This window comes from Actinophytocola xanthii (assembly GCF_001921205.1).
In the GTDB taxonomy this organism is placed as follows: domain Bacteria; phylum Actinomycetota; class Actinomycetes; order Mycobacteriales; family Pseudonocardiaceae; genus Actinophytocola; species Actinophytocola xanthii.
The window spans coordinates 1-22,769 of the sequence record NZ_MSIE01000006.1 but is presented as its reverse complement, the minus strand read 5'-3'; the positions used below and the strand labels follow the sequence as shown (position 1 = coordinate 22,769).

Below are 22,769 nucleotides of genomic sequence, written 5' to 3'. Positions count from 1 at the left end.
AGCGCCCGCAGGCGCGTCAGCGCCGAGGACGTGTCGGAGGAAGACGGTGTCTGAGCGCAGTCGCGGGAGCGACCAATAACACCCCTACCGCACGACGGTGAGGATGTGGGCCACCGCCTCGGTGGGTACCAGGCGGACGTAGTTGGCCTGTCCCCAGTCCCATGTCTGGCCGGTGACCTCGTCCCGCACCGCGAACCGGTCGTCCCAGTCGAACCCGAGCGTCGGCATGTCCAACCGGACCATCGTCTCCTGCGGGTGGTACGAGTCCAGGTTCACCACGACGATCACCAGGTCCTTGCCCCCGGGATCCGACTTCGAGTACGCGATGATCGCGTCGTTGTCCGCGTGGTGGAACCGGAGCGTGCGCAGCTGCTGGAGTGCGGGGTGGGCCTGCCGGATGGCGTTCAGCCGGGTGATCCAGGGCTCCAGCGACCGCCCTTCGGCCAGTGCCTGGCCGAAGTCGCGTGGCCGCAGCTCGTACTTCTCCGAGTTCAGGTACTCCTCGCTGCCCTCCCGCACGGCCTCGTGCTCGAACAGCTCATAGCCGGAGTAGACGCCCCAGGTCGGCGACATCGTCGCGGCCAGCGCGGCGCGCAGGGCGAACATCGCCGGTCCGCCGTACTGGAGCGAGGCGTGCAGGATGTCCGGGGTGTTCACGAACAGGTTCGGCCTGGCCTCGTCGGCGTGGTCGACGATCTCCTGACCGAACTCGACGAGCTCGTGCTTGTGCGTCCGCCAGGTGAAGTACGTGTAGGACTGGGTGAACCCGAGCCGGGCCAGCCCGTAGAGGCGTGCTCGCCGGGTGAACGCCTCGGACAGGAACAGCACGTCCGGCTCGGCGGCCTTCACCTGGCTGATCAGCCAGTGCCAGAAGTTCGGCGGCTTGGTGTGCGGGTTGTCGACCCGGAACACCCGCACCCCGTGGTTCACCCAGTGCATGACCACCCGGAGCACCTCGGCATAGATGCCGTCCGGGTCGTTGTCGAAGTTCACCGGATAGATGTCCTGGTACTTCTTGGGCGGGTTCTCGGCGTAGGCGATGGAGCCGTCGGGTCGGGTCGTGAACCACTCCGGGTGCGCCGCCACCCAGGGGTGGTCCGGCGCGCACTGGAGGGCGAGGTCGAGCGCCACCTCCATGCCCAGCGCGTTCGCCCTGGCGACGAACGCGTCGAAGTCCTCGAGGGTTCCGAGCTGGGGGTGGATGGCGTCGTGCCCGCCGTCCTTCGAGCCGATCGCCCAGGTCGAGCCGACGTCCTCGGGCACCGAGATCACGCTGTTGTTCGGGCCCTTGCGGTTCGCCTCGCCGATCGGGTGGATCGGGGGGAGGTAGACGATGTCGAACCCCATGGCGGCGACCCGGTCCAGCTCCTTGGCCGCGGTGACGAACGTGCCGTGCACCGGCTTGCCGGACTCGTCGACACCGCCGGTCGACCGCGGGAACAGCTCGTACCAGGAGCCGAACAGGGCGCGCTGCCGGTCGACCCACAGCTGGTACTTGCGGCCGCGGGTGACCAGGTCGCGCAGCGGGTTGGCGAACATGTACCGCTGGATGGGCTCGTCGAGCGCCTCGGCGATGCGTACCGGCAGCGGGCTGGACACGTCCCGCAGCGCCGCCGCCGCGGACAGCAGCATGGCCCGCTCGCCGTTGTGCGGGAACCGCCGGGCCGCCCGGTCCAGCAGGCGGGCGCCGGCCTCGAGGTCGTTGGCCAGCTCCTCGGCGCTCTGCGCCGCGCCGACCTTCACCTCGACCGCGTGCCGCCAGGTCGCCCAGGGATCACTCCAGGCGTCCACCCGATAGGTCCACATGCCCGTCTCGTCCGGACAGATGGTGGCGGCCCAGTGGTCCGTATGGGGGTCGTCGGAGATCATCCGGGTCTGGCGCTCGGTCTCGTCGTGTGGGCCGCGCCACACCACGGTGGCGCCCACCGCGTCGTGCCCCTCCCGCCAGACCGTCGCCTGCACGGGTATGTGTTCCCCAACGACAGCTTTCGCCGGATAGCGGCCACAGCTCACCATCGGAGTTACGTCGTCGATGCCAAGTCGACCACTCACCGGTCCAACCCTCCCATGCGGGTGCTACTGCAGTGCGGAGATCTTCCCCCTGTGGTGGCAGTCTGCCCGGTCCCGGCAGTGGGTACACGGCCTGCCGCCTTGAATTTGCCCGATCGTCGCCCGATAAGGTCGGTCGACGTGAAAGCTGTACGCCGCTTTACCGTCCGGGCCGGGCTGCCGGAGCCGCTCGCCGAGCTCGGCACACTGGCCACAAACCTCCGGTGGACCTGGCATCCGCCGACGCAGGAGCTGTTCGCCGCCATCGACCAGGAGATCTGGGACCGGGTGGGGGAGCCGCTGCGCCTGCTGGCCGAGGTTCCGGCGAACCGGCTGGAAGGGCTCGCCACCGACGGCGAGTTCCTGGCCAGAACCAGTGCGCTGTCGGCCGACCTGCACGACTACCTGACCGGGGACCGCTGGTACCAGCACCGCCGGGCCGAGCTCGCCGAGCACGGCGCCGAGGGCAACGGCCGGGGCAACCGGCTGCCGTCCTCGATCGCGTACTTCTCGATGGAGTTCGGGGTCACCGAGGCCCTGCCGAACTACTCGGGCGGTCTCGGCGTGCTCGCCGGCGACCACCTCAAGGCGGCCTCGGACCTCGGGGTTCCGCTGATCGGCGTAGGGCTGTTCTACCGGGCGGGCTACTTCCGCCAGTCCCTGTCGCTGGACGGCTGGCAGGTCGAGCACTACCCGGTCGTCGACCCGAACGGCCTGCCGCTGGAGCCGCTGGTCGAGCCGTCCGGCGCGCCGATCCTCGTGCACGTCGCCATGCCCGGCGGGCGGGTGCTGCGGGCCAGGGTGTGGCAGGCGCGGGTCGGCCGGGTGCCGCTGCTGCTGCTCGACTCCGATGTGGACGGCAACGACGACGACCTGCGCGGGGTGACCGACCGGCTGTACGGCGGTGACCAGAACCACCGCATCCGCCAGGAGATCCTCGCCGGCATCGGCGGGGTGCGGGCCGTGCGCACCTACTGCGAGCTGACCGGGCACCCGCAGCCCGAGGTTTTTCACACGAACGAGGGACACGCCGGGTTCCTCGGCCTCGAGCGCCTGCGCGAGCTGATGTCCGGCCAGCACCTGTCGTTCGACGAGTCCCTCTCCGCCGTGCGCGCCGGCACGGTGTTCACCACCCACACGCCGGTGCCGGCCGGTATCGACCGCTTCCCGGTCGACCTGGTCCAGCACTACTTCGGTGACGGCTCGCTGCTGCCCGATGTGGACTTCCGCCGCGTGCTGGCGCTGGGTGCGGAGGACAACCCGGGCATGTTCAACATGGCCCACATGGGCCTGCGGCTCGCCCAGCGCGCGAACGGCGTGTCGAAGCTGCACGGCGAGGTCAGCCGGCACATGTTCGGCGGGCTGTGGTCCGGTTTCGACAACCGCGAGGTGCCGATCACCTCGGTGACCAACGGCGTGCACGGTCCGACCTGGACGGCTCGGGAGCTGACCGACGTGGTCGGCGAGCCGTCCTCGCCGCGCCTGGACGGGGTGTCCGACCAGCAGCTGTGGGACCTGCGGTGCGTCCTGCGCCGCCGCCTCGTCGCCGAGGTGCGCCGGCGGGTGCGCGAGGCCTGGCTACAGCGCGGGGCCTCCCAGCTGGAGCTGGCGTGGACGGACACCGTCTTCGACCCGGACGTGCTCACGGTCGGCTTCGCCCGCCGGGTGCCGACCTACAAGCGCCTCACGCTGATGCTGCGTGACCAGGAGCGGCTGCGGGCGCTGCTGCTGCACCCCGAGCACCCGGTCCAGCTGGTGGTGGCCGGCAAGTCGCACCCGGCCGACGACGGCGGCAAGGCGCTGATCCAGCAGATCGTGAAGTTCGCCGACGACCCGGAGGTGCGGCACCGGATCGCCTTCCTGCCCGACTACGACATGTCGATGGCCCGGTACCTGTACTGGGGCTGCGACGTCTGGCTGAACAACCCGACGCGCCCGCTGGAGGCGTGCGGCACCTCCGGCATGAAGGCCGCGCTCAACGGCGGGCTCAACCTGTCCATCCGCGACGGATGGTGGGACGAGTTCTACGACGGCAGCAACGGCTGGTCCATCCCGACCGCGGACGGGGTGTCCGACCCGCTGCGCCGCGACGACCTGGAGGCGGCGGCGCTCTACGAGCTGCTGGGCTCCCAGGTGGGGCCGCTGTTCTACGACCGGCCCGACGGGGTGCCGACCCAGTGGCTGGCGATGGTGCGGCACACGCTGTCCTCGCTCGGTCCCCGGGTGCAGGCGTCCCGGATGGTCCAGGAGTACGTGGAGACCGCCTACCGGCCGGCGGCGACGGCCGTGGAGCTCGCGCATGCCGACGACTACCGGGCGTCCCGGGAGCTGGCCGCCTACCGCGACCGGCTGGGTGCCTCCTGGACGCACGTCCGGGTGACCAGGTGCGAGGTCGACCTGGCCGGCGAGTCGGGCCGCACGCCGGTGCTCGGCGACCGGGTCCGGGTCCGGGCCGCGGTGGACCTGGCGGGCCTGTCGCCCTCCGACGTCCGGGTCGAGGTCGTGGTCGGCCGCGTCGCGGACAACGACGAGCTCTACGACGTGGTGACCGTCCCGATGTCACCCGGCGAGGAGGGCGAGTACGTGGCGGAGGTCCTGCTTCCGCACACCGGCACCCTCGGCGCCACCGCCCGGGTCCTGCCCAACCACGAGCTGCTCGCCAGCCCTGTCGAGCTGGGTCGGGTGGTGGTGGCCGGCTGACTCGGGGCCCTCTGCCTTCACTTTCGTGTGGCGACTGCCTGGCGTGAGGCGTGTCGGGCGCGTCCCTGGCTAACAGACCTCCAGGCGGCTGCGGGTGCGGGCTACGCGGGGCCACCAGGAGGCGAGTTTCTCGGCCTGGCCGATGATCTCGCGGGCGGTCTGGTTGTCGCCGGAGGCCATGTGGGCGCGGGCGAGGGTGGCGAGGTCGTCGGCTCGGGCGAGGAGGTCGTCGCCCGAGCCGGCGGCCAGCCTGGCCAGGGCGATGGCCTCCTTGGTGTTGCCGCGGAGCAGCTCGAGCAGCGCGCGGACGCCGTTGAGGCGGTAGTTGGGGTAGCCCAGCGTGCTGGCGTTCTCCAGGGCCTGGCTGGCGGTGGACAGGCCGAGTTCGGAGTCGAGCTGACCGGCCTCGACGGTGACCGCGGCGAGCCCGGCCAGGGCGGCGAACGACCCGGCGGCCTCGTCGGGCCGCTGGGCGGCGTCGGAGGCCAGCTTGACGGCCAGGATCATCGCCTCGGCGTAGCGGCCCTGGGCCTCGAGCACGGCCATCCGCGCGGTCAGCGCCGAGCGGAGGTCGGGGTACTGGTCGCGCAGGCGGGCGGCCACCTGTTCGGCGGCGGCCAGGTGGCCGTTGTGGGCCAGGTCGATCGCCTCGCCGACCAGCGGAGCCGCCTCCATCTGGCGGGCCTGTTCGGTGCTCACCCAGGGCAGGCGGAACAGCAGCCAGCCAGTGGAGGTCCCCGCCGGGGAGCGGCGGGGGAGCAGCGAGTGGGCCAGCTCGGCGACGCAGGCCACGGCGAACCCGTCCATGAAGACGCTGTCCGCACTCACCGCGAGCACCAGGACCGCCACCTCGGCGAGGACCGAGCAGAGCGCCGAGGCCCACATCCGCCTGCGTACCGGGGCGCGCCCGGCGCGGACCATGACCGACAGGACGACCGGGATTGCCCGCACGGTCAGCGTCCGGTTCGGGGTGCTCCAGTCGCCGAGCCGGGGACCGACGCCGAGGACGATCCGGTGCACCCGGACGCCGACCAGCGGCACACTGGCGAGCAGGCCGAGCTGGCTGGCGGCCAGGATCGCCAGCAGGCCGGCGAGTGCGCCGACGAGCGCGACGGCGGCGTCGGCGGGAGTCGGCTCCAGGACGACGATCGCGACCATCGCCACGAGCGTCGCGATCCGGCCCGGGGTGAGCAGCAGGCGAACGACCTTCACAGTCAGCAGACGTTACGCGGTGGCGGTGTCACCACCACGCCTGGTGGGACAGCCCAAAGGGCAATCCGCTGGCCCGCGCCGCGGTCTGGCGGCTACCGTCCGCGGCATGACCTCGATCATCGTCGTGCCGTTCCACCAGGACGAACGGTTGTCCGCGGAGCGCCTGCCGGTCCCGGGAGACGGTCACCGGACGGTCGCGCCGACCCTCCCGGAGGGTGACATCTGGGAGCGGCTTGTCGCACTCTACGACGAGGTCGCTGACGCCGTGTCGGACGCCGGTGCCGCTCATCCTGTCGTGGTGTCGGGGGACTGCCTGGTCGCCCTGGGCGTGCTGGCCGGGGTGCAGCGGGCCGGCCACGACCCGTCGCTCGTCTGGTTCGACGCGCACGGGGACGTGCACACCCTGGAGACCTCGGCCTCCGGCTACCTCGGTGGGCTCTCCCTGCGGCTCGCGCTGGGGGCGCACCGGGAGCGGGTCGCGGACCCGCTGGGGCTGCGGCCGGTTTCCGAGCACCGGGCCACGCTCGTCGGGGCGCGCGACCTGGACCCGCCCGAGGCCGAGTACCTGGCGGCCTCGGCGGTGGTGCTCCGGGACGTGGCCGAGGTCGAGGCTCCGGACGGACCCGTGGTCGTGCACGTGGACCTGGACGTGGTCGACGCCGCCGAGCTGAGCGGCCTGCTGTTCCCCGTCCCGGGCGGACCGTCGGCCGGGACGGTCGTCGAGGCGGTCCGCCGGATCCGGGCGAGCGGGCGGGTCGTCGCGCTCAGCGTTGCCTGCACCTGGCACCCGGGGGACGACCCGCGCCGGGCCGAGCTGCTCGCGGCCCTGCTGCCCGATCCGGCCGCCGGCTGATCAGGTGATGGCCGGCGTCGGGCCCTCGCGGACCGGGAGGCCGGCCGCCAGCCAGGCCCGGAAGCCGCCGACGAGGTCGGTCGCCCTGGTCAGGCCGAGGGTCTGGAGGTCACGCGCGGCGAGGCTGGAGGAGTAGCCCTCGTTGCAGACCACGACCACGACCGTGTCCTCGGTGAAGCCGTCGATCCGGTGCTCCCCCCGCGGGTCCAGCCGCCACTCGAGCACGATCCGCTCGATCGGCACCGAGCCCGGGATCTCGCCCTCGGTGGCGCGGTTGTGCACCGGCCGGATGTCGACCACCAGGGCGTCCTCGAGCTCGGCGACCTCGTGCGCGGTCACCCGGTCCAGCTGTGCCCTGGCCAATGCCAGCATTTCCTCAACAGGGGTCATGGGGTGGCCGACCTGGCTGGGGCGGGTGGGATGACGTTGGGGATGTCGTCCAGGCTCGCGTACTCCCGGGTGGGCACGAGCGGGGGCGAGTAGGCGTGCACGGTGGCGGCCTTGGCCAGGCCGGTGTTCCAGATCTGGTGGGCCCGCCCCGCGCCGAACCCGATCGCGTCGCCGACCCGGTGGGTGCGTTGGCCGGCGGGGTTGCCGGGGTAGCGGTAGGTCTCGGACAGCTCACCGAGCACGACCGAGAACGCACCGGCCGCGCCTCCGTGGTCGTGCGGGGCGGTGTGCTGGCCGGGTAGCCACGAGAGCAGCCACAGCTCGACCTCGTCGGTCAGGGCGAGCCGGGTCCACCAGCGGTTCGGGCTGGCGAAGCGGACCATGTCCAGCAGCGGGCCGGACAGCTCGGTGCCGACCCGGGAGACCAGGTCGCGCAGCTGGGTCGCGGTCCAGAGTGGACCACGGGAGGCCACCAGGTCGTCGAGCGGCAGCGTGGACGAAAGGGTTGCGGTGGACAACGCCATGCTCCTTGCGAGGTTCCTGAACTACGGGGCGCGGGGACGCGCGACGCCGTTCAGTCCAGCGGGCGTCGCGCGGGGCTACAGCCACACGAGGCGACCAGCAGGAGGTCGACCGTGCGGTCGCGCCAGCAAATCAGCGACCGGAACATGGTGCTGATCGTGACAGGATCGAGTTGCCCCGGCCAGCCGTCCCAGGGGGTGGTACGAGACAAGCGATCCTCCAGCGCGGCCTGGTAGCCGGGCCGCGAGCTGCCGCCCTTCTCAGGCCCGCGGGGTGCGGAACACCAGCAGCGTCCTGGCGGGCACCGTGATCGTCTTGCCGGGGGAGAGGGCGGAGTCGGACAGCGGGAGCCCGCGACGGGTGCCGCTGTCCAGGACCGGGAGGTAGACCTCGCCGTACTCGACCGGTGGCAGTGTCACCGTGGTGTCGCTGTCCCCGGCGTGCAGGAGCAGCAGCCAGGTGTCGTCGGCGACCAGCTCGCCCTCGCGGTCGCGGGAGAGCGAGGTCGAGCCGTCGATCCACATGCCGATGGTCCGGCGGGTGTCGTCGAACCAGTCGTTGGGGGTCATCGGGGCGCCCTGCTCGGTCAGCCAGACCAGGTCCGGCCGGCCGGTCGTGGAAGGGCGCCCGTCGAAGAACTCCGGCTGGCGCAGGGCCGGCGAGTCGGCGCGCAGCGCGATCAGCCTCCTGGCGAAGGCCAGCATGTCCTCGGCGCGGTCGTCGAGGTTCCAGTCCACCCAGGACGTCTCGTCGTCCAGGCAGTACGGGTTGTTGTTCCCGCCCTGGGTGCGCCAGATCTCGTCGCCCGCGCAGAGCATCGGCGTTCCGGTCGACAGCAGCAGGGTCGCGAGCATGTTGCGGGCCTGCCGGTCGCGCAACCCGAGCACCTCGGGGTCGGTCGTCTCGCCCTCGACGCCGCAGTTCCAGGAGCGGTTGTCGTTGGTGCCGTCCCGGTTGTCCTCGCCGTTGGCCTCGTTGTGCTTGTCGTTGTAGGACACCAGGTCCCGCAGCGTGAACCCGTCGTGGGCAGTGACGAAGTTGATCGACGCCCAGGGCCGGCGGGTGCTGGCGGCGTAGAGGTCCTCCGAGCCGGACAGGCGGTAGGCGAGGTCCCGCACACCGACCTGGCCCCGCCAGAAGTCCCTGACCTCGTCGCGGAACCGGCCGTTCCACTCCGTCCACTGGGGAGCGAAACCGCCCACCCGGTACCCCTCGCCGGTCGCGTCCCACGGCTCGGCGATCAGCTTGCACCGGGACAGCACGGGGTCGGTGATGATCGCCGTCAGCAGCGGCGAGTTCGGGTCGAACGAGCCGCCTCGTGGCCGGCCCAGCGCGCTGGCCAGGTCCAACCGGAACCCGTCCACCCCCAGCTCGCTGGCGAAGTACCGCAGCGAGTCGGCGACCAGCCGGACGACGGTGGGCGAGGCGGGGTCGAGCGTGTTGCCGCAGCCGGTGAGGTCGATGTCGGACCCCCGGCTGTCGAGGACGTAGTACGCCGGGGCGTCCAGCCCGCGCATGGACAGGGTCGGCCCGGCGACCCCGCCCTCGCCGGTGTGGTTGAACACCACGTCCATGATCACCTCGATGCCCGCCGCGTGCAGCGCGGCGACCATCGTGCGGAACTCGGCGGTCTCCCGGCCGGGCTCGCTCGCGTAACCCTCGTGCGGGGCGAGGAACCCGAGCGAGGAGTAGCCCCAGTAGTTGTGGCGGCCGCGGCGGAGCAGCGCCGGCTCGTCGACGAACGTGTGCACCGGCATCAGCTCGACCGCGGTCACCCCCAACCGCAGCAGGTACTCCAGGACCGAGGGATGGGTGAGGCCGAGGTAGGTCCCGCGCTGGTGCTCGGGAACGTCGGGGTGGAGTCGGGTGAACCCGCGCACGTGCAGCTCGTAGATCACCGTCTCCTCGAACGGCGTCTCCGGCTTGACACCCGTGTCCGGACCGCCGGGCGAGGTCACCACCGACAGCGGGACGTGGCCGAGCGAGTCGGTGTTGGAACGCCCGGGGCTCATCGGGTCGTGGCGGTAGCCCAGCGTCGCGTCCAGATCGGTGACCGTTCCGGTGATCCTTGTCGCGTAGGGGTCGACGAGGAGCTTGGCCGGGTTGCATCGCCATCCCCGCGCCGGGTCGTACGGGCCGTGCACGCGGTAGCCGTAGCGCTGTCCCGGTGTGACACCCGGGACGAGGCCGTGCCAGATGCCGAACGTGCGCTCGGTCAGGCCTATCCGGTGCTCTTCGCCGTCCTCGGAGATGAGGCACAGGTCCACGGCGTCCGCGATGGACGATGCGACGGCGAAGCGGACCCCGCCGGCCTCCGGGTGCGCGCCGAGCGGGAACGGGTGTCCTGGGTGCACGTGGGAGGCGGCCATTCGCCCATCTTGCCTGCCGAACGCGACGAGCGGCGCCCCTGTTCGATCACATTCAGGTTCTCCGCGGTTCAGAGGCGGTAGGTGTGTGCCTCGAACGACTGGTCCTCGACCGGGGCGTCGGCCCCGACCGTGTCCTGGGGCTGGTCCTCGCGCTCGTCCTCGCGCTCGTCCTCGTTGTCCGGCCGGGCCGAGGCCACCAGCGAGGCGAACAGCTCCTGGTGGACGGTCCAGCCGTGCGCGGTGGGTGCGGCCAGGGTGAGCAGCAGCATCCGGCCCGACCCCGGCTCCGGGACGAACGCCTGCAGCTGGATGGTGAGCGCGCGGCGTTCCCTGGCCTGCTCCACCCCGGGCACCCGTTGCACGAGCACGGCGGGGCCGAGGCCGGTCTCGACGGTCGCCGTCTCCCGTACGTCCGGGCCGCCCCGGTCCTCCACCGCGTCCCGCAGCGACTCCGCGGTGTCACCGTCCCAGGTGGGCGGTACGGCGAGGACGACTCCGGTGAGCATGGCCGGGGCCGCACCGGCCGGAGCGACCACGGCCATCAGGAACGCGCCCTCCCGTATCGCGGTCTCGACGGCCTCGCTGGCTATCGGTTCGAGGTCGGCCGCGGTGCCCTCGCGCAGCTCGCCGAGGAGGGCGGTGAGCTCACGCACCGCCCGCTCGGGCTGTTCGACCGGGATCCGGTGGACCTCGTCGGGGAAGGCGAGCCTCACTTGCCGGTCTCCCGGTGATGCAGCTCGTCGCGGGCCAGGTTGACCACCGCGTTCTGGGCGGCGTCACCGCGCGGGTTGGCCAGCAGCTTGAGCAGCTCCAGCTCGCGCTTCTGCTCGAGGGTGAGGGTGCTGCCGCTGGCCTGGACGGTGCGCGAGGTGGCGTCGACGAGGTTGCTGAACGCCTCCCCGGCCAGCTTGCCGTCGCCCTTGGCGACCAGGTTCAGCCCGTTGGTGGCCACCTTCGCCCGGACCCCGTCGGTGAGCGAACCGTGCTGCCTGGCGAGCCGCCGCACGTCGTTGACGTCCTTCACGATCGCCGGCACGCCGCCGGAGGTGAACCCCTCGGCCGCGCCGTCCTTCCCGCCGGCCAGGCCGCCGCGGGTGCGTCCCACGCCGGCCGCCGGTCGGAGCGCGCCCCTGCCCGCGCCGACCAGCGCCGAGGTGTAGGTGCGCCCGGGGATGGCCGACAGCGCGAGCACCACGGTGGACGGCGCGTTGCGCGAGCCGGTGATCCGCTGGCCGATGCCGGCGAGCGTGCTGATCCCGGCGGTGCCGGCGGCCACGGTGCCCAGTACCGCCGCGGCCGGTGCCCCGACCCCGGTGATGGCGAGCCCGGCGGCCGCGGCCGCCGTGGCGGCGGAGACGATGCCGGAGACCTTGGAGACGCCGTCGAGGGTCTGCACGTACCACGCGTCGTTCTCGGGTTCGAACGCGTCGTCGGGCCCGCTGCGCACCCCGTCCGCCGCGGCGTTGGCCTCCCGCAGGTGCTTGGCCTCGAGACGGCGGGCCTGCTCGATGACCGCGCGCAACGCCTCGTCGAGGTCGGCTGTGCGGTCGACCTGTCCCAGGTAGGCGGCCTGTCGCTGGGCGTACTGCGGGTGGCTCGTGTCCGCCGGGATGGCCCTGGCCGCCGCGATGAGGTCGTCCTCGGCGGCGGCGATCTGGGCCTTGAGCTTCCTGGCCCGGTCCTCGAGCTCCTCGGCCTTGGCCTGGTTGGCGTTCAGCTGACCCGCCCACTCACCCAGCGCCGTGGTGACCTTGCCCATCGACTCGATGCCCTTGGTCAGCCCGATCGGCAGGTCGTCGGCGTGGTCGCTGAACTCCTCGGCCGCGCTGCCGCCCCACTCGGCGTCGTCGGTGATCGAGCAGGCCTCCTGGAGCCGGGGCAGCGTCCTCGCGGCGGCCTCGATGGCACGGCGCAGGGAGAGGAGGACGGCCTGGACCGCCTCGAGCTCACCCGGCGTGGGGTCGAAGCCGAGGGCGGGGAAGGACCGGCGGGTCACGGGGTGCCTCCCTGCTGCTGGGCCAGCGAGGCCACGGCCGCGCCGCGCACGAGGTTCAGCTGCTCCTCGACGACCTTGTCGTTGGCGAAAGCACGCATCCTGGTCTCGTTGACATCCTCGAGGAGCTGGTAGTTCGACAGCGCGGAGCGGGTGTTCTCGGCCGCCTTGTCGATCTTGTCCCGCATCTCGCCGAGGTTGCCGCGCCACTGGTCCATGACCTCGGCCACGGCCGCCGACAGCTCACCCGGCCCGAGGTCGCCCGCGGTGCCGCCGAGCACGCCGAGCACGCTGTCCACCTCGGCGGCGCAGGCGTTCAGCTCCCCGACCCGGGCCGCGATCCCGGCCTCGTCGGCGACGTATCCCTCACCCATTGGCGTTCCTTTCGTTGGTGGTCAGTAGACGTTGGTGGGGTGGCGGCGGACCAGCCGGGGTGCGCGGGGAGGCAAAGTCGGCGCACAGCGGGGCAAGGAAGAGGTGGTCGTGCCGGACCCGGCCGTGGTCGTCGGCACGGACGAGGACGAGCGCGAGGACGAGGGTGTCGGTGTCGGTGTCGCTGTCGGTGGCACTGTCGGTGTCGCTGTCGGTGGGGGAGAGCACGAAGGCGATCAGCCGGGCGCGGGGGCGGGTGGGTGGTGCGGGTCGGTGGGTCCGGACGCCGGGAGCGACCGGCATGGCGACCAGGCCGAGGTCGGTGTCCTGGTCGTCGTGGTCGGTGCCGTGGGCCGGGGCATGGGTGCTGGCGGTGCCGGTGCCGGCCGGTGCCGAGGCAGGCCAGGCCTGCGGGACGGGCCGGGTGAGTGGGTTCGGGCTGGTCGGGCTCGGCGGTCGGGTGGGGTCGGAGGTATGTGCGCCTGCCGTTCGGGCCGGCGGGTTCGAGGTGTTCGGGCCTGGTGTTCGAGTCGGGTCGGAGGTGGCTGGGCCTGCGGTTCGCGCCTGTGGGTCGGAGGTGGACGGCCCTGCGGTTCGGGCCGGCGGGGCGGAGGTGGCCGGGCCTGCCGTGCGGGCCGGGTCGGAGGTGGGTGGGCTCGGTGCGCGGGCCAGGGGGTCCGAGGCGATCGGCCCTGCTGGGCGGGGTTGCGGGCCAGGCACGGCCGGGCCCGGCGGCGGCCCGGCCGGGGGCTGGCGCGGGGGCGGTTCGGCTGAGCTGGGGTGTGGCGTGAGGTCCGGCGGCGCCGCGATCCGTGCGGCCGGGGGTTCCACCCGCGCTCCGGCCGGCCGGCTGGTTCGGCCGGGCTCCTCGTGCCCCGGCAGGGGCCCGGTAGCCGGACGGCGGTCGGCACCCCGCCGATCCGCCGGGCGGGAATGGTCGCTCGGGGAGCGGTGTGCGGCGGGGACCGGGGGAGTTCGCCCGATCGGGAGGCGCCTGGACGGCTCGTCCCGTTCCACGCGGCTGTCCGGTGTGGCCGACCGCCGCGCCGTCGTTCCCGGGCCGGACCAGAGGTCCACCACCCGCGTCGAGGGCTCGACGGGCGTGGACCAGCGAGCCGGCACGGAGTCCAGCTGGACCGCCGCCGGGGCGGTGGGGACGGGAGCGGCCGGGAACGCCACCGCGGGGGTCACGACACCGTTCGGCGGGACGGCCGGGAGGAAGCCCGACGGGAGCGGGGTCGGGACGGCGTCGAGCGGGAGCGCCGCCAGGCCGGTCGGCGGCGGGGGTGCCACCAGCACCGCCAGTCCACCCGACCAGACGCTGACCTGCCCAGCCACCGCCGCCGTCGCCCCGCTGGGGCCCCACCAGCCCTCACCGCCCGACCCCCGCAGCGCCTCCACCGCCGCCGCGGCCTCGCGCAGGTGCCTCCCGCGCAGGCGCCACGCCTCCGCCACCACCCGGGCCAGCGCCTCCGGCTCGTCCCGGACGGTCCCCGCCAGCCGGTCCAGGCGGTCGGCCTCGCGCTGGTTCGCCGACAGGCGGGCCGACCAGGTCGTCAGCGGCTCCCGGGTCGCCACGACGGCGGCCGCCACCTCCCGTGCGGCGTCGGCCAGTGTCCCGACCCCGGCCCGGAACGCCGCGGCCGCCGTTCCCCGCCAGGCGCCGGGACGCGCGCTCCGCGAAAGGCCGGACGCCACCTCCACCAGCGCGGCCTCGGTCTCGGTCAGCCGGGCCAGCAGAGCCTCGACGTCGGCGCTGCGACCGGGGGCGGGGTCGAAGCCCAGGTCCGGGTAGGTCTGCCGCATGCCGGGAGTGAACGCCCGTCGACCAGGGGCGGGAACCACGGCTGCGCAGGTGGGCAAACCGAGGGCACGGCCCGGCAAACGCTCCTGTTGAATAGGGCACCGTGACGGGAGACGAACTGGACGACCTGGTCGTGCACATGTCCGAGGTCGGGGTCCGCCGCGGCACCACGAACCTGCTCTCGGGGGTCAACTGGAGTGTCGAGCTCGACGAACGCTGGGTGATCCTCGGCGCCAACGGGGCCGGCAAGACCACCCTGCTCCGGCTCGCCGCCGCCGAGCTGCACCCCTCCACCGGGGAGGTGCACGTGCTCGGCGAGCGCCTCGGCCGGGTGGACGTGTTCGAGCTGCGGCCGCGGATCGGGTTCTGCTCGGCCGCCCTGCTCGCGCGGGTGCCCGGCACCGAGCGGGTCCTCGACGTCGTGGTCAGCGCCGGTTACGCCGTGCTCGGCCGGTGGCGGGAGGACTACGACTCGCTGGACACCGGCCGGGCCACCGAGCTGTGCAAGGCGCTGGGGATCGCCCACCTCACCGACCGGCTGTTCGGCACCCTCTCCGAGGGCGAGCGCAAGCGGGCCCTGATCGCCCGCGCGCTCATGACCGACCCCGAGCTGCTGCTGCTCGACGAGCCCGCCGCCGGGCTCGACCTCGGGGGGCGGGAGGACCTGGTGTCCCGCCTCTCGGAGCTGGCGCGCGACCCGGACGCCCCCGCGACCATCCTCGTCACCCACCACGTCGAGGAGATCCCGCCGGGCTTCACCCACCTGCTGCTGCTCTCCGACGGCGGCGTGGTCGCCCAGGGACTGCTCGACGACGTGCTGACCAGCGAGAACCTCTCCACGGCCTTCGGTCAGGACCTCGAGCTCGACCGGCTCGGCGACAGGTACTTCGCACGGCGCGCCACCTCCGACTAGGTTGACGAGAACGACAGACGAGGCGGCAGGAGGCGTTGGCGTGGGTGAGTTCGTCAGGCTCGAAGTGGACGGTGGTGTCGGCACCATCCGGTTGGACCGCCCACCGATGAACGCGCTCAACAAGCAGGTGCAGGAGGAGATCCGCGCCGCCGCGCAGGAGGCCACCCAGCGCGACGACGTGCGCGCCGTCGTCGTCTACGGCGGCGAGAAGGTGTTCGCGGCCGGCGCGGACATCAAGGAGATGGCCGACCTGTCCTATGTGGACATGGCAGCGCGCGCCGGTGCGCTGTCCTCGTCGTTCACCGCGGTCGCCGAGATCCCCAAGCCCACGGTGGCCGCGATCACCGGCTACGCGCTCGGCGGCGGCCTCGAGCTCGCCCTGTGCTGCGACCGGCGGGTGGCCGGCGACAACGCCAAGGTCGGTCAGCCCGAGATCCTGCTCGGCGTCATCCCGGGTGCCGGCGGCACGCAGCGGCTCGCCCGCCTCGTCGGACCGAGCCGCGCCAAGGACATCGTCTACACCGGACGGTTTGTCGACGCCGGCGAGGCGCTGGCGATCGGGTTGCTCGACGAGGTGGTGGCGCCCGACGACGTGTACGCGGCGGCTCGGCGCTGGGCGGAGCAGTTCGCCGGCGGCCCGGGCCGCGCGCTCGCCGCCGCGAAGCTCGCCATCGACTGCGGGTTGGACGGCGACCTGAACAGCGGGCTGCAGCTGGAGAGCCAGCTGTTCGCCGCGTTGTTCGCGACCGAGGACCAGAAGACCGGAATGCGCTCGTTCGTCGAGAACGGCCCGGGAAAGGCGACGTTCAGTGGCAAGTGACCCGAGCGGGGACCCCGTTCCGAACCCGCACGCGACGGAGGCCGAGGTCGAGGCGGCCCGGTCGGACCCCAAGCTGGCCAACGTGCTGTACCACGACTGGGAGGCCGACACCTACGACGAGAAGTGGTCTATCTCCTACGACGAGCGCTGCATCGACTACGCCGTCGGTCGGTTCCGCGCGGTCGCCGGGGACGCCGAGTGGCCGTACCAGAAGGCCATGGAGCTCGGCAGCGGCACCGGCTTCTTCCTGCTCAACCTCATGCAGGGCGGTGTGATCAAGCAGGGCTCGGTCACCGACCTCTCGCCGGGCATGGTCCAGGTGGCCCTGCGCAACGCCGCCCAGCTCGGGCTGGACGTGGACGGCCGCGTTGCCGACGCCGAACGCATCCCCTACGACGACGACACCTTCGACCTCGTCGTCGGGCACGCCGTGCTGCACCACATCCCGGACGTTCCGGCCGCGTTCCGCGAGGTGCTGCGGGTGCTCAAGCCCGGCGGGCGGTTCGTGTTCGCCGGCGAACCGACCAGGATCGGCGACCGCTACGCCCGCAAGCTCGGCCAGCTCACCTGGTGGCTGACCACGAACGTCACCAAGCTGCCGCCGTTGGCCGCCTGGCGCCGGCCGCAGTCCGAGCTGGACGAGTCCTCCCGGGCCGCCGCGCTGGAGGCCATCGTCGACCTGCACACGTTCGACCCGGCCGAGCTGGAGCGCGTGGTGCGCGACGCCGGCGCGACCGACGTCCGCGCGGTCACCGAGGAGCTGGCCGCGGCGCTGTTCGGCTGGCCGGTGCGCACGTTCGAGGCCGCCGTGCCCCAGGAGAAGCTGACGCTGGGCTGGAGGCTGTTCGCCTACAAGGCGTGGCTGCGCCTGTCCTGGTTGGACGAGAAGGTGCTGAGCAGGATCGCTCCGCGCCAGGTGTTCTACAACGTGCTGGTGACCGGGACCAAGCCCTGACCTACACCTTCCACGCGGCGGACGTCGCGTTCCTGCGCTCCCCGGCGGGGGGCGCGGCGCTCGCCGAGATCGACCGGCTGCCGCTGACGCCGGCGTCGCACCTGGCCGATGTCGCCGCCGCGCGGCGCTCGCTCGGTGACCGGGCCGCCCCGGTGCTGGAGACCGTGCTGCTTCGTCGGCGGGCGAGCGCCAAGGTGGACGAGCCGGACCGGTGGCTGTTCACCGACGCGGCGCTCCAGCAGGCGACGGCCGCGCCGGTTGCCCGGGTCCGGGCCCGCCGGTTCGCCGGCCGGGCCGTCCACGACGTGACCTGTTCGGTGGGGGTCGACCTCGCCGCGCTGCTGCCGGTGGCCGACCGTTGCGTGGGGTCCGACCTCGACCCGGTGCGCCTCGCCATGGCCGCGCACAACGTGCCCGGCGCCGCGCTGGTCCGTGCCGACGCGCTGCGCCCGGTCACCCGGGGTACGGCGGTGTTCGCGGATCCGGGGCGCCGGGACGCGGCCGGCCGGCGGCGTTGGCGCGTCGAGGACTTCCTGCCCCCGCTGGACGGTTTGGCCGCGGCCTGGCCCGGCCGCGACCTGGCGGTCAAGTGCGCGCCCGGTGTCGACTTCGACCTCCTGCCCTGGGCGGGTGAGGTGGAGCTGGTCTCGTTGGACGGCCAGGTGCGGGAGGCCTGCCTGTGGACGGGCGAGCTCGCCACCCCCGGCATTCGCCGCCGGGCCACCGTACTCCGCTCAGGTGGTCCTGAGTGGAGCATCACGGACGCGGACTCGGACGACTGCGCCGTCGTCGAGCCGTGCGAGTGGCTCGTGGACCCGGACGGCGCCGTCGTCCGGGCCGGTCTCGTCCGCCACTACGCGGCCCGGTTCGGCCTGTCCCAGCTGGACGAACGGATCGCCTATCTGACCGGGGACGAGCCACCGCCGGGTGTCCGGGCGTTCCGCGTGCTGGAGTTCGGCCACTACAGCGAGAAGTCGCTGCGCCAGACCCTGCGGCGGCGGGAGGTCGGCCGGCTCGAGATCCTCGTCCGCGGCCTGGACGTCGACCCCAACACGCTGCGACCCCGGCTCAAGCTCAACGGAGCCAACGCGGCCACGGCGGTCCTCACCCGCATCGGCCGCACCCCGACGGCGTTCGTCTGCACTGCCGAGGTGCGCTGAGCCCGCCGCTCAGGTGGCCAGCCGGGACAGCAGGAACTCGCGAACCGCGTCCAGGTCGGCGTCCAGGGCGACGTCCACCGTGCGGCCGCTCGGCTCCCCGGAGAGCTCGCGGGCCATCGGGTTGCGCCGGTCGGCGACGACCATTCCCCGCGCGGGGCCGGGTGCGCACTCCACCTCGAGCGGCAGGGGAGTCATCCGCAGGATCCCCGGGCTGATCGCCTCGGCCATCGCGACCGCGTCGTGCAGGACGGTGCAGTCCCGACCGATGGCCTCGCGGTAGTACTCCCGGTACCGCGCGGTCAGCTCGACCAGCACCCGGCCCCGCGATCCGCTCGCGGCCAGCCGGTCCAGCCACTCGGTATCCACGGCGCAGCGGTGCGTCAGGTCGGTGGGGACCAGGACGGTCGGTATCTCCTCCTCGACGAGGACGCGGCGGGCGGCCTCGGGGTCGCTCCAGATGTTGAACTCCGCGGCGGCCGTGACGTTCCCGCCCGCGATCGAGCCGCCCATGACCACGAGCCGCCCGATCTTCCCGGCGAGCGAGGGGTACACGGCCAGCAGCAGCGCGATGTTGGTCAACGGCCCGATGGGGACGATCGTGACCGGGCTGTCCGCGGCGTCGAGCAGCGAGGCCATCAGCGACACGGCGTCGGTGCCCGCGAGGCCCACCGCGCGTTCCGGCAGGCTGTCCGAGCGTCCGGACAGGCCGTCCTCGCCGTGCACGTACCGAGCCCGGTGGGGGTGGGGGAACACCAGCGGGCGGTCCGCTCCGGCCGCCACCGGCACGTCGTCCCGCCCGTACAGGGCGAGCACCCGCAGGGCGTTCCGCGTCGTCATCGCGAGCCCGACGTTGCCGAACACCGTGGTCACGCCGAGCAGGTCGACCTCGGGGCTCGCGCAGGCGAGTGCGAGCGCGTAGGCGTCGTCGATACCCGGGTCGGTGTCGATGATGAGTGCGGTCACCCGTTCGACGTTAGTGGGGCGCGCAATCCCGCCGCCCCGACAAGACAGCCGGCCAGCAGCAGCACCACCACGACCGCCGCCGGCAGCCACGGCGCGAGCACCGCCGCGACCAACGGAACGACCACGCCGGCGGCGGTGGCCGCCGTTCGCCAGGACAGGCGCTGCCGGCTGAGCAGCGTGATCACCAGCAGGTAGGCCGACACCCCGGCACACAGCAGCCAGGCACTCGCGGCCGGCAGGTGCTCACCGACCCCGGCCGCGGCGGTGCCGAGCCCGGCGGCGACCGTGGTGATCGCGGCGATCGCCACGAAGTGGGCCGGCAGCACCACCCGGGGCGGGAACCGGGTCTCCTCGGCGAACCCGAACCGCACGTTGAGCCACCAGAGCGCGACCAGCAGTCCGAACGCGGCCGCCACGGTGAGCAGCAGCAGCCAGCCCCGCCCGCCGCCGGGCGACCAGTCCTCGACCTCACCGACCGCGCCCACCAGCTGGAGCATGGCCTCGCCCAGCACGATGATCACGAACAGCCCGAGCCGTTCGCCGAGGTGTCCGGGGTTGACCGTGGCCTCCACCAGGGGCGGCATCTCCCGGCGGCTCCGCGCGGCCCGGCGGGCCAGCCGCTCGTTCATCATCTCGATCACCCGCTGGCCGTCGCCCCGCGAGGTCAGCACGCTGAACCACAGCGTGACCCCCAGCCCGAAGATCCACAGCGAGAGCTTCCACCAGGGCTCCTCGACCCAGAACGAGGCGATCCAGGGGAGCAGGCCGGCGTTGCGCGTGGCGGCGCCCCAGGACAGCAGGATCCGGCCCGAGCGGGTGAAGCTGCTCACGCCCAGCACGCTCGTCACCAGATACAGCGCCGCGAAGACGTCGGCCCGCTCGCCCATGCCGGTCGGGACGGCGGCCGCCATCGTGGCGATCCCGGCCATCCCGACGAACATCGAGCGTTCCCGCACCCGCTCGGCGACCACGTTCGAGTAGAGCGTGTACGTCGTCCACACGAGCCAGATCGCCAGGTACAGGGTGAAGAACGTGGCGATGTGCAGGCCGTCCGGCCCGTGGTGGGCGCTGCCGTGCAGCAGATGGGCGAGCTGGTTGACGGCGACCACGACCACCAGGTCGAAGAACAGCTCCAACCAGCTGGCGTGCCGGTCGGACGGCTCGGGCTCGGTCATGTTCTGCAACGTAACCCGGTGGGCTACGGTCAGCTGCTATGACGTCGATGTGGGGCGCTCCGGTGGCCGACCGGATCCGGGGATGGCGACGCTCGCGGCGGGACCCGAACCAGGCGCGGTTCCTCACCGTGGACTCGCTGCGGTGGGTCGTGCGCAACCGGGCCTGGACTCCGTGGTACCTCGTCCGGTACTGGCGCCTGCTGAAGTTCCGCCTCGCCAACCCGCACATCGTCCTGCGCGGCATGGTCTTCCTCGGCAAGAACCTCGACGTCCACTGCCGCCCCGGCTACGGCCGGATGGAGATCGGCCGCTGGGTCCACATCGGCGACGGCAACGCCATCCGCTGCCACGAGGGCTCGCTGCGCATCGGGGACAAGGCCGTGTTCGGGCGGCAGAACGTGATCAACTGTTACCTCGACATCGAGCTCGGTGAGGCCGCGTTGGTGGCCGACTGGGTCTACATCTGTGACTTCGACCATGTGACGTCCGACATCCACCAGCCGATCAAGGACCAGGGCATCGTCAAGTCGCCGGTGCGGATCGGGCCGGACACCTGGCTGTGTACGAAGGTCACGGTCGCCAAGGGCTCGCGCATCGGGCGCGGCAGCGTCGTCGGCGCGCACGCAGTGGTGAAGGGCGACGTGCCCGAGTTCGCCGTGGCCGCCGGGATCCCGGCCAAGGTCGTGCGCGACCGGCGGGCCGCCTACGAGGCCGACGCCCTGCGGCGGGCGGCGGTCGCGGACATGTCCCGAAAGGCGGACGCGGCCCTGCGCAAAACGCTCGAGAGTCGCTAGCGTGGCCGAGTGAGCATCGTGAGCAGGGGTTTTCGCGGTCGGCGGGAGCCGTCGGACGAGGACCTGCCGCCAGGCCAGTACCTGACCAGCGACTTCCCGGTGCTGCAGGCCGGGCCGACCCCGCTCGTCCGGCGCGAGGAGTGGCGGTTCACCATCCGCACCGAGGTGGGCGCCGAGACCTCCTGGACGTGGCGGGAGCTGCTCGACCTGCCCAGCGAGCGGCCCACGGTCGACATCCACTGCGTCACCCGGTGGTCCAAGCTCGGCACGACCTGGCAGGGCGTCTCCCTCGACACGCTGTTCGAGGACGTGGAGACCGTCGCCGACCACGCGCTCGTGCGCTCGCACGGCGGCTACACCACGAACCTGCCGCTGGAGGACCTGCTCGACGGCAAGGCCTGGATCGCCTACCGGTTCGAGGGGGAGGACCTGCCGGCCGAGCACGGTGGCCCGGCCCGGCTGCTCGTGCCGCACCTGTACTTCTGGAAGTCCGCGAAGTGGGTGTCCGGGATCGACCTGGGCCACGAGGACGAGCCGGGTTTCTGGGAGTCGCTGGGGTACCACAACTACGGCGACCCCTGGCGGGAGCAGCGGTACAGCGATGACTGACACCGCCGCCGGTCCTCGCCCGCCGGTCCGGCGGCGGGCCCGCTGGCTGGCAGCGCGGGTCGTCGCGGTGCGCTCGGAGACGTCGACGGCCAGAACCCTGGTCCTCGAGGTGCCGGGGTGGCCGGGGCACGTGGCGGGCCAGCACCTCGACGTGCGGCTGACCGCCCCGGACGGCTACACCGCCCAGCGCAGCTACTCGATCGCGGCGCCGGCCGACGGGGACCGGGTGGAGCTGACCGTCCAGCGCGTACCGGCCGGCGAGGTCTCGCCCTACCTCGTCGACGACGTGCTGCCCGGCGACGAGTTCGAGGTCCTCGGGCCCGTCGGCGGCTGGTTCGCCTGGCACCCGGCGGACGGCGGGCCGGTCCTGCTGGTCGCCGGCGGCTCCGGGATCGTCCCGCTGATGGCGATGGTGCGGGAGCGGGCCCGGGTAGCGGACGCGGGGCGGTTCACCCTGCTGTACTCGGTACGCGGCCCGGCCGAGGTGTTCTACGGCGAGGAGCTCCGCGGGCTGGCGGATGCCGAGTGGCTGGACCTGCGCATGGTCCACACCCGAACCGCTCCGCCCGGCTCCCGCGCCGCCGGACGGCTGGCCGCGGCCGACCTCACCGGGGAGGTCGGCGGCCGGGTCTACGTGTGCGGGCCGACCGGCTTCGTGACCGCGGCGTCGGACCTGCTGCTGGCGGCCGGTCACGACCCGGCGAACATCAGGACCGAGCGGTTCGGCCCGAGTGGAGGGTGATGGCGAGTGGACACGACGACAGACGACTTCATCGACGGCAACGCGATGGCCGGGCTGTTCGCCGAGGCGTTCGGCGTCGACGTCACCACCGCGACGGTGACCTGCGCGTCATGCGGCGCCGCGGGCCGGTTCGCGGACAGCCACGTCTACGACCGCGCCCCGGGCGCCGTCGCCAGGTGCGCCGGCTGCCAGGCGGTACTGGCCCGCCTGGTCCGCACGCCGACCGAGGTCTGGCTGGACCTGCGCGGCGCCAGGTCGGTGCGGGTACCGCTGACGCCAAGCGCCTAGCTCGCCAGCGGTTCCACCGCGAGGTAGGCGCGGTAGTCGCGGAAGTGCCGGGTGTAGAGCTCGGCGCCGTCGCCGAGCGGGCCGTC

The 22,769-nt window shown here is 72.9% G+C and carries 21 protein-coding genes; 10 read left to right on the top strand and 11 right to left on the bottom strand.

Annotation, left to right across the window (positions count from 1 at the left end; all coding sequences use genetic code 11):
• Window positions 1-84: 84 nt before the first annotated feature.
• Window positions 85-2,052, bottom strand: a complete 1,968-nt coding sequence (locus BU204_RS05025; protein WP_075124358.1) for an alpha-1,4-glucan--maltose-1-phosphate maltosyltransferase — start codon at window positions 2,050-2,052, stop codon at window positions 85-87.
• Window positions 2,053-2,190: 138 nt separating this feature from the next.
• Here BU204_RS05025 and glgP point away from each other — a divergent pair, with 138 nt between their 5' ends.
• On the top strand, window positions 2,191-4,749 hold the full coding sequence (gene glgP, locus BU204_RS05020) for an alpha-glucan family phosphorylase (protein ID WP_075124357.1): 2,559 nt from the start codon (window positions 2,191-2,193) through the stop codon (window positions 4,747-4,749).
• 69 nt (window positions 4,750-4,818) lie between these two features.
• Here glgP and BU204_RS05015 read toward each other — a convergent pair whose 3' ends face one another.
• Window positions 4,819-5,961: a tetratricopeptide repeat protein gene (locus BU204_RS05015; RefSeq protein ID WP_083661004.1), complete on the bottom strand. Its 1,143-nt coding sequence runs from the start codon at window positions 5,959-5,961 to the stop codon at window positions 4,819-4,821.
• Between the two features lie 106 nt (window positions 5,962-6,067).
• Here BU204_RS05015 and BU204_RS05010 point away from each other — a divergent pair, with 106 nt between their 5' ends.
• The gene (locus tag BU204_RS05010; protein WP_075124356.1) at window positions 6,068-6,814 is read left to right on the top strand and encodes an arginase family protein; all 747 of its coding nucleotides are present in this window, start codon (window positions 6,068-6,070) and stop codon (window positions 6,812-6,814) included.
• Here BU204_RS05010 and BU204_RS05005 read toward each other — a convergent pair whose 3' ends face one another.
• From BU204_RS05005 to BU204_RS04975, 7 genes are all read right to left on the bottom strand, one after another.
• Window positions 6,815-7,204, bottom strand: a complete 390-nt coding sequence (locus BU204_RS05005; protein WP_075124355.1) for a rhodanese-like domain-containing protein — start codon at window positions 7,202-7,204, stop codon at window positions 6,815-6,817. It abuts the gene before it with no gap.
• A complete protein-coding gene (locus BU204_RS05000) occupies window positions 7,201-7,722 on the bottom strand; it encodes a cysteine dioxygenase (RefSeq protein ID WP_408607984.1) in 522 nt (173 codons plus the stop codon). Before BU204_RS05000 ends, BU204_RS05005 begins: the two co-directional genes overlap by 4 nt.
• 264 nt (window positions 7,723-7,986) lie before the next feature.
• Entirely contained in the window at window positions 7,987-10,095 is a 2,109-nt protein-coding gene (glgX, locus tag BU204_RS04995) for a glycogen debranching protein GlgX (RefSeq protein WP_075124353.1), read from the bottom strand.
• A gap of 68 nt (window positions 10,096-10,163) precedes the next feature.
• Complete coding sequence (locus BU204_RS04990; protein WP_075124352.1) at window positions 10,164-10,808, bottom strand: hypothetical protein; 645 nt, start codon at window positions 10,806-10,808, stop codon at window positions 10,164-10,166.
• Window positions 10,805-12,091, bottom strand: a complete 1,287-nt coding sequence (locus BU204_RS04985) for a hypothetical protein (RefSeq protein ID WP_075124351.1) — start codon at window positions 12,089-12,091, stop codon at window positions 10,805-10,807. Before BU204_RS04985 ends, BU204_RS04990 begins: the two co-directional genes overlap by 4 nt.
• On the bottom strand, window positions 12,088-12,462 hold the full coding sequence (locus tag BU204_RS04980) for a WXG100 family type VII secretion target (RefSeq protein WP_075124350.1): 375 nt from the start codon (window positions 12,460-12,462) through the stop codon (window positions 12,088-12,090). The genes BU204_RS04985 and BU204_RS04980 overlap by 4 nt, the downstream gene beginning before the upstream one ends.
• Entirely contained in the window at window positions 12,455-14,266 is a 1,812-nt protein-coding gene (locus BU204_RS04975) for a hypothetical protein (protein ID WP_075124349.1), read from the bottom strand. Before BU204_RS04975 ends, BU204_RS04980 begins: the two co-directional genes overlap by 8 nt.
• Window positions 14,267-14,403: 137 nt before the next feature.
• On the opposite strand from BU204_RS04975, the gene BU204_RS04970 reads away from it, so the two are divergent.
• Genes BU204_RS04970 through BU204_RS04955 form a run of 4 tightly spaced genes read left to right on the top strand, consistent with a single transcriptional unit; the run spans window position 14,404 to window position 18,112 of the window.
• Window positions 14,404-15,177 (top strand): ABC transporter ATP-binding protein, encoded by a 774-nt coding sequence (locus BU204_RS04970; RefSeq protein WP_075124436.1) that lies wholly within the window; start codon window positions 14,404-14,406, stop codon window positions 15,175-15,177.
• A gap of 40 nt (window positions 15,178-15,217) precedes the next feature.
• The gene (locus BU204_RS04965; RefSeq protein ID WP_075124348.1) at window positions 15,218-15,997 is read left to right on the top strand and encodes an enoyl-CoA hydratase/isomerase family protein; all 780 of its coding nucleotides are present in this window, start codon (window positions 15,218-15,220) and stop codon (window positions 15,995-15,997) included.
• Window positions 15,987-16,952, top strand: coding sequence for a class I SAM-dependent methyltransferase (locus BU204_RS04960; RefSeq protein ID WP_075124347.1), 966 nt, complete (start codon window positions 15,987-15,989; stop codon window positions 16,950-16,952). Before BU204_RS04965 ends, BU204_RS04960 begins: the two co-directional genes overlap by 11 nt.
• Window positions 16,949-18,112: a THUMP-like domain-containing protein gene (locus tag BU204_RS04955; RefSeq protein WP_075124435.1), complete on the top strand. Its 1,164-nt coding sequence runs from the start codon at window positions 16,949-16,951 to the stop codon at window positions 18,110-18,112. The genes BU204_RS04960 and BU204_RS04955 overlap by 4 nt, the downstream gene beginning before the upstream one ends.
• 9 nt (window positions 18,113-18,121) lie before the next feature.
• On the opposite strand, the gene BU204_RS04950 is transcribed toward BU204_RS04955, so the two are convergent.
• Complete coding sequence (locus BU204_RS04950) at window positions 18,122-19,075, bottom strand: nucleoside hydrolase (RefSeq protein ID WP_075124346.1); 954 nt, start codon at window positions 19,073-19,075, stop codon at window positions 18,122-18,124.
• The gene (locus tag BU204_RS04945) at window positions 19,072-20,250 is read right to left on the bottom strand and encodes a low temperature requirement protein A (protein ID WP_075124345.1); all 1,179 of its coding nucleotides are present in this window, start codon (window positions 20,248-20,250) and stop codon (window positions 19,072-19,074) included. Before BU204_RS04945 ends, BU204_RS04950 begins: the two co-directional genes overlap by 4 nt.
• Before the next feature lie 38 nt (window positions 20,251-20,288).
• Here BU204_RS04945 and BU204_RS04940 point away from each other — a divergent pair, with 38 nt between their 5' ends.
• From BU204_RS04940 to BU204_RS04925, 4 genes are read left to right on the top strand one after another with little or no spacing between them, the layout of a single operon-like run.
• The gene (locus BU204_RS04940; RefSeq protein WP_075124344.1) at window positions 20,289-21,044 is read left to right on the top strand and encodes an acyltransferase; all 756 of its coding nucleotides are present in this window, start codon (window positions 20,289-20,291) and stop codon (window positions 21,042-21,044) included.
• 9 nt (window positions 21,045-21,053) lie between these two features.
• Complete coding sequence (locus BU204_RS04935) at window positions 21,054-21,653, top strand: sulfite oxidase-like oxidoreductase (protein WP_075124343.1); 600 nt, start codon at window positions 21,054-21,056, stop codon at window positions 21,651-21,653.
• Window positions 21,646-22,395, top strand: coding sequence for a ferredoxin reductase (locus BU204_RS04930; protein WP_075124342.1), 750 nt, complete (start codon window positions 21,646-21,648; stop codon window positions 22,393-22,395). Before BU204_RS04935 ends, BU204_RS04930 begins: the two co-directional genes overlap by 8 nt.
• Window positions 22,396-22,401: 6 nt before the next feature.
• The gene (locus BU204_RS04925) at window positions 22,402-22,683 is read left to right on the top strand and encodes a DUF6510 family protein (RefSeq protein ID WP_233159308.1); all 282 of its coding nucleotides are present in this window, start codon (window positions 22,402-22,404) and stop codon (window positions 22,681-22,683) included.
• Window positions 22,684-22,769: the final 86 nt, after the last annotated feature.

Coding starts and splice junctions, on each gene's coding strand:
- BU204_RS05010 (WP_075124356.1), top strand. CDS start 6,068: ATGACCTCGATCATCGTCGTGCCGTTCCACCAGGACGAACGGTTGTCC.
- BU204_RS05005 (WP_075124355.1), bottom strand. CDS start 7,204: ATGACCCCTGTTGAGGAAATGCTGGCATTGGCCAGGGCACAGCTGGAC.
- glgX (WP_075124353.1), bottom strand. CDS start 10,095: ATGGCCGCCTCCCACGTGCACCCAGGACACCCGTTCCCGCTCGGCGCG.
- BU204_RS04970 (WP_075124436.1), top strand. CDS start 14,404: ATGTCCGAGGTCGGGGTCCGCCGCGGCACCACGAACCTGCTCTCGGGG.
- BU204_RS04980 (WP_075124350.1), bottom strand. CDS start 12,462: ATGGGTGAGGGATACGTCGCCGACGAGGCCGGGATCGCGGCCCGGGTC.
- BU204_RS04930 (WP_075124342.1), top strand. CDS start 21,646: ATGACTGACACCGCCGCCGGTCCTCGCCCGCCGGTCCGGCGGCGGGCC.
- BU204_RS04975 (WP_075124349.1), bottom strand. CDS start 14,266: ATGCGGCAGACCTACCCGGACCTGGGCTTCGACCCCGCCCCCGGTCGC.
- BU204_RS04945 (WP_075124345.1), bottom strand. CDS start 20,250: ATGACCGAGCCCGAGCCGTCCGACCGGCACGCCAGCTGGTTGGAGCTG.
- BU204_RS04940 (WP_075124344.1), top strand. CDS start 20,289: ATGACGTCGATGTGGGGCGCTCCGGTGGCCGACCGGATCCGGGGATGG.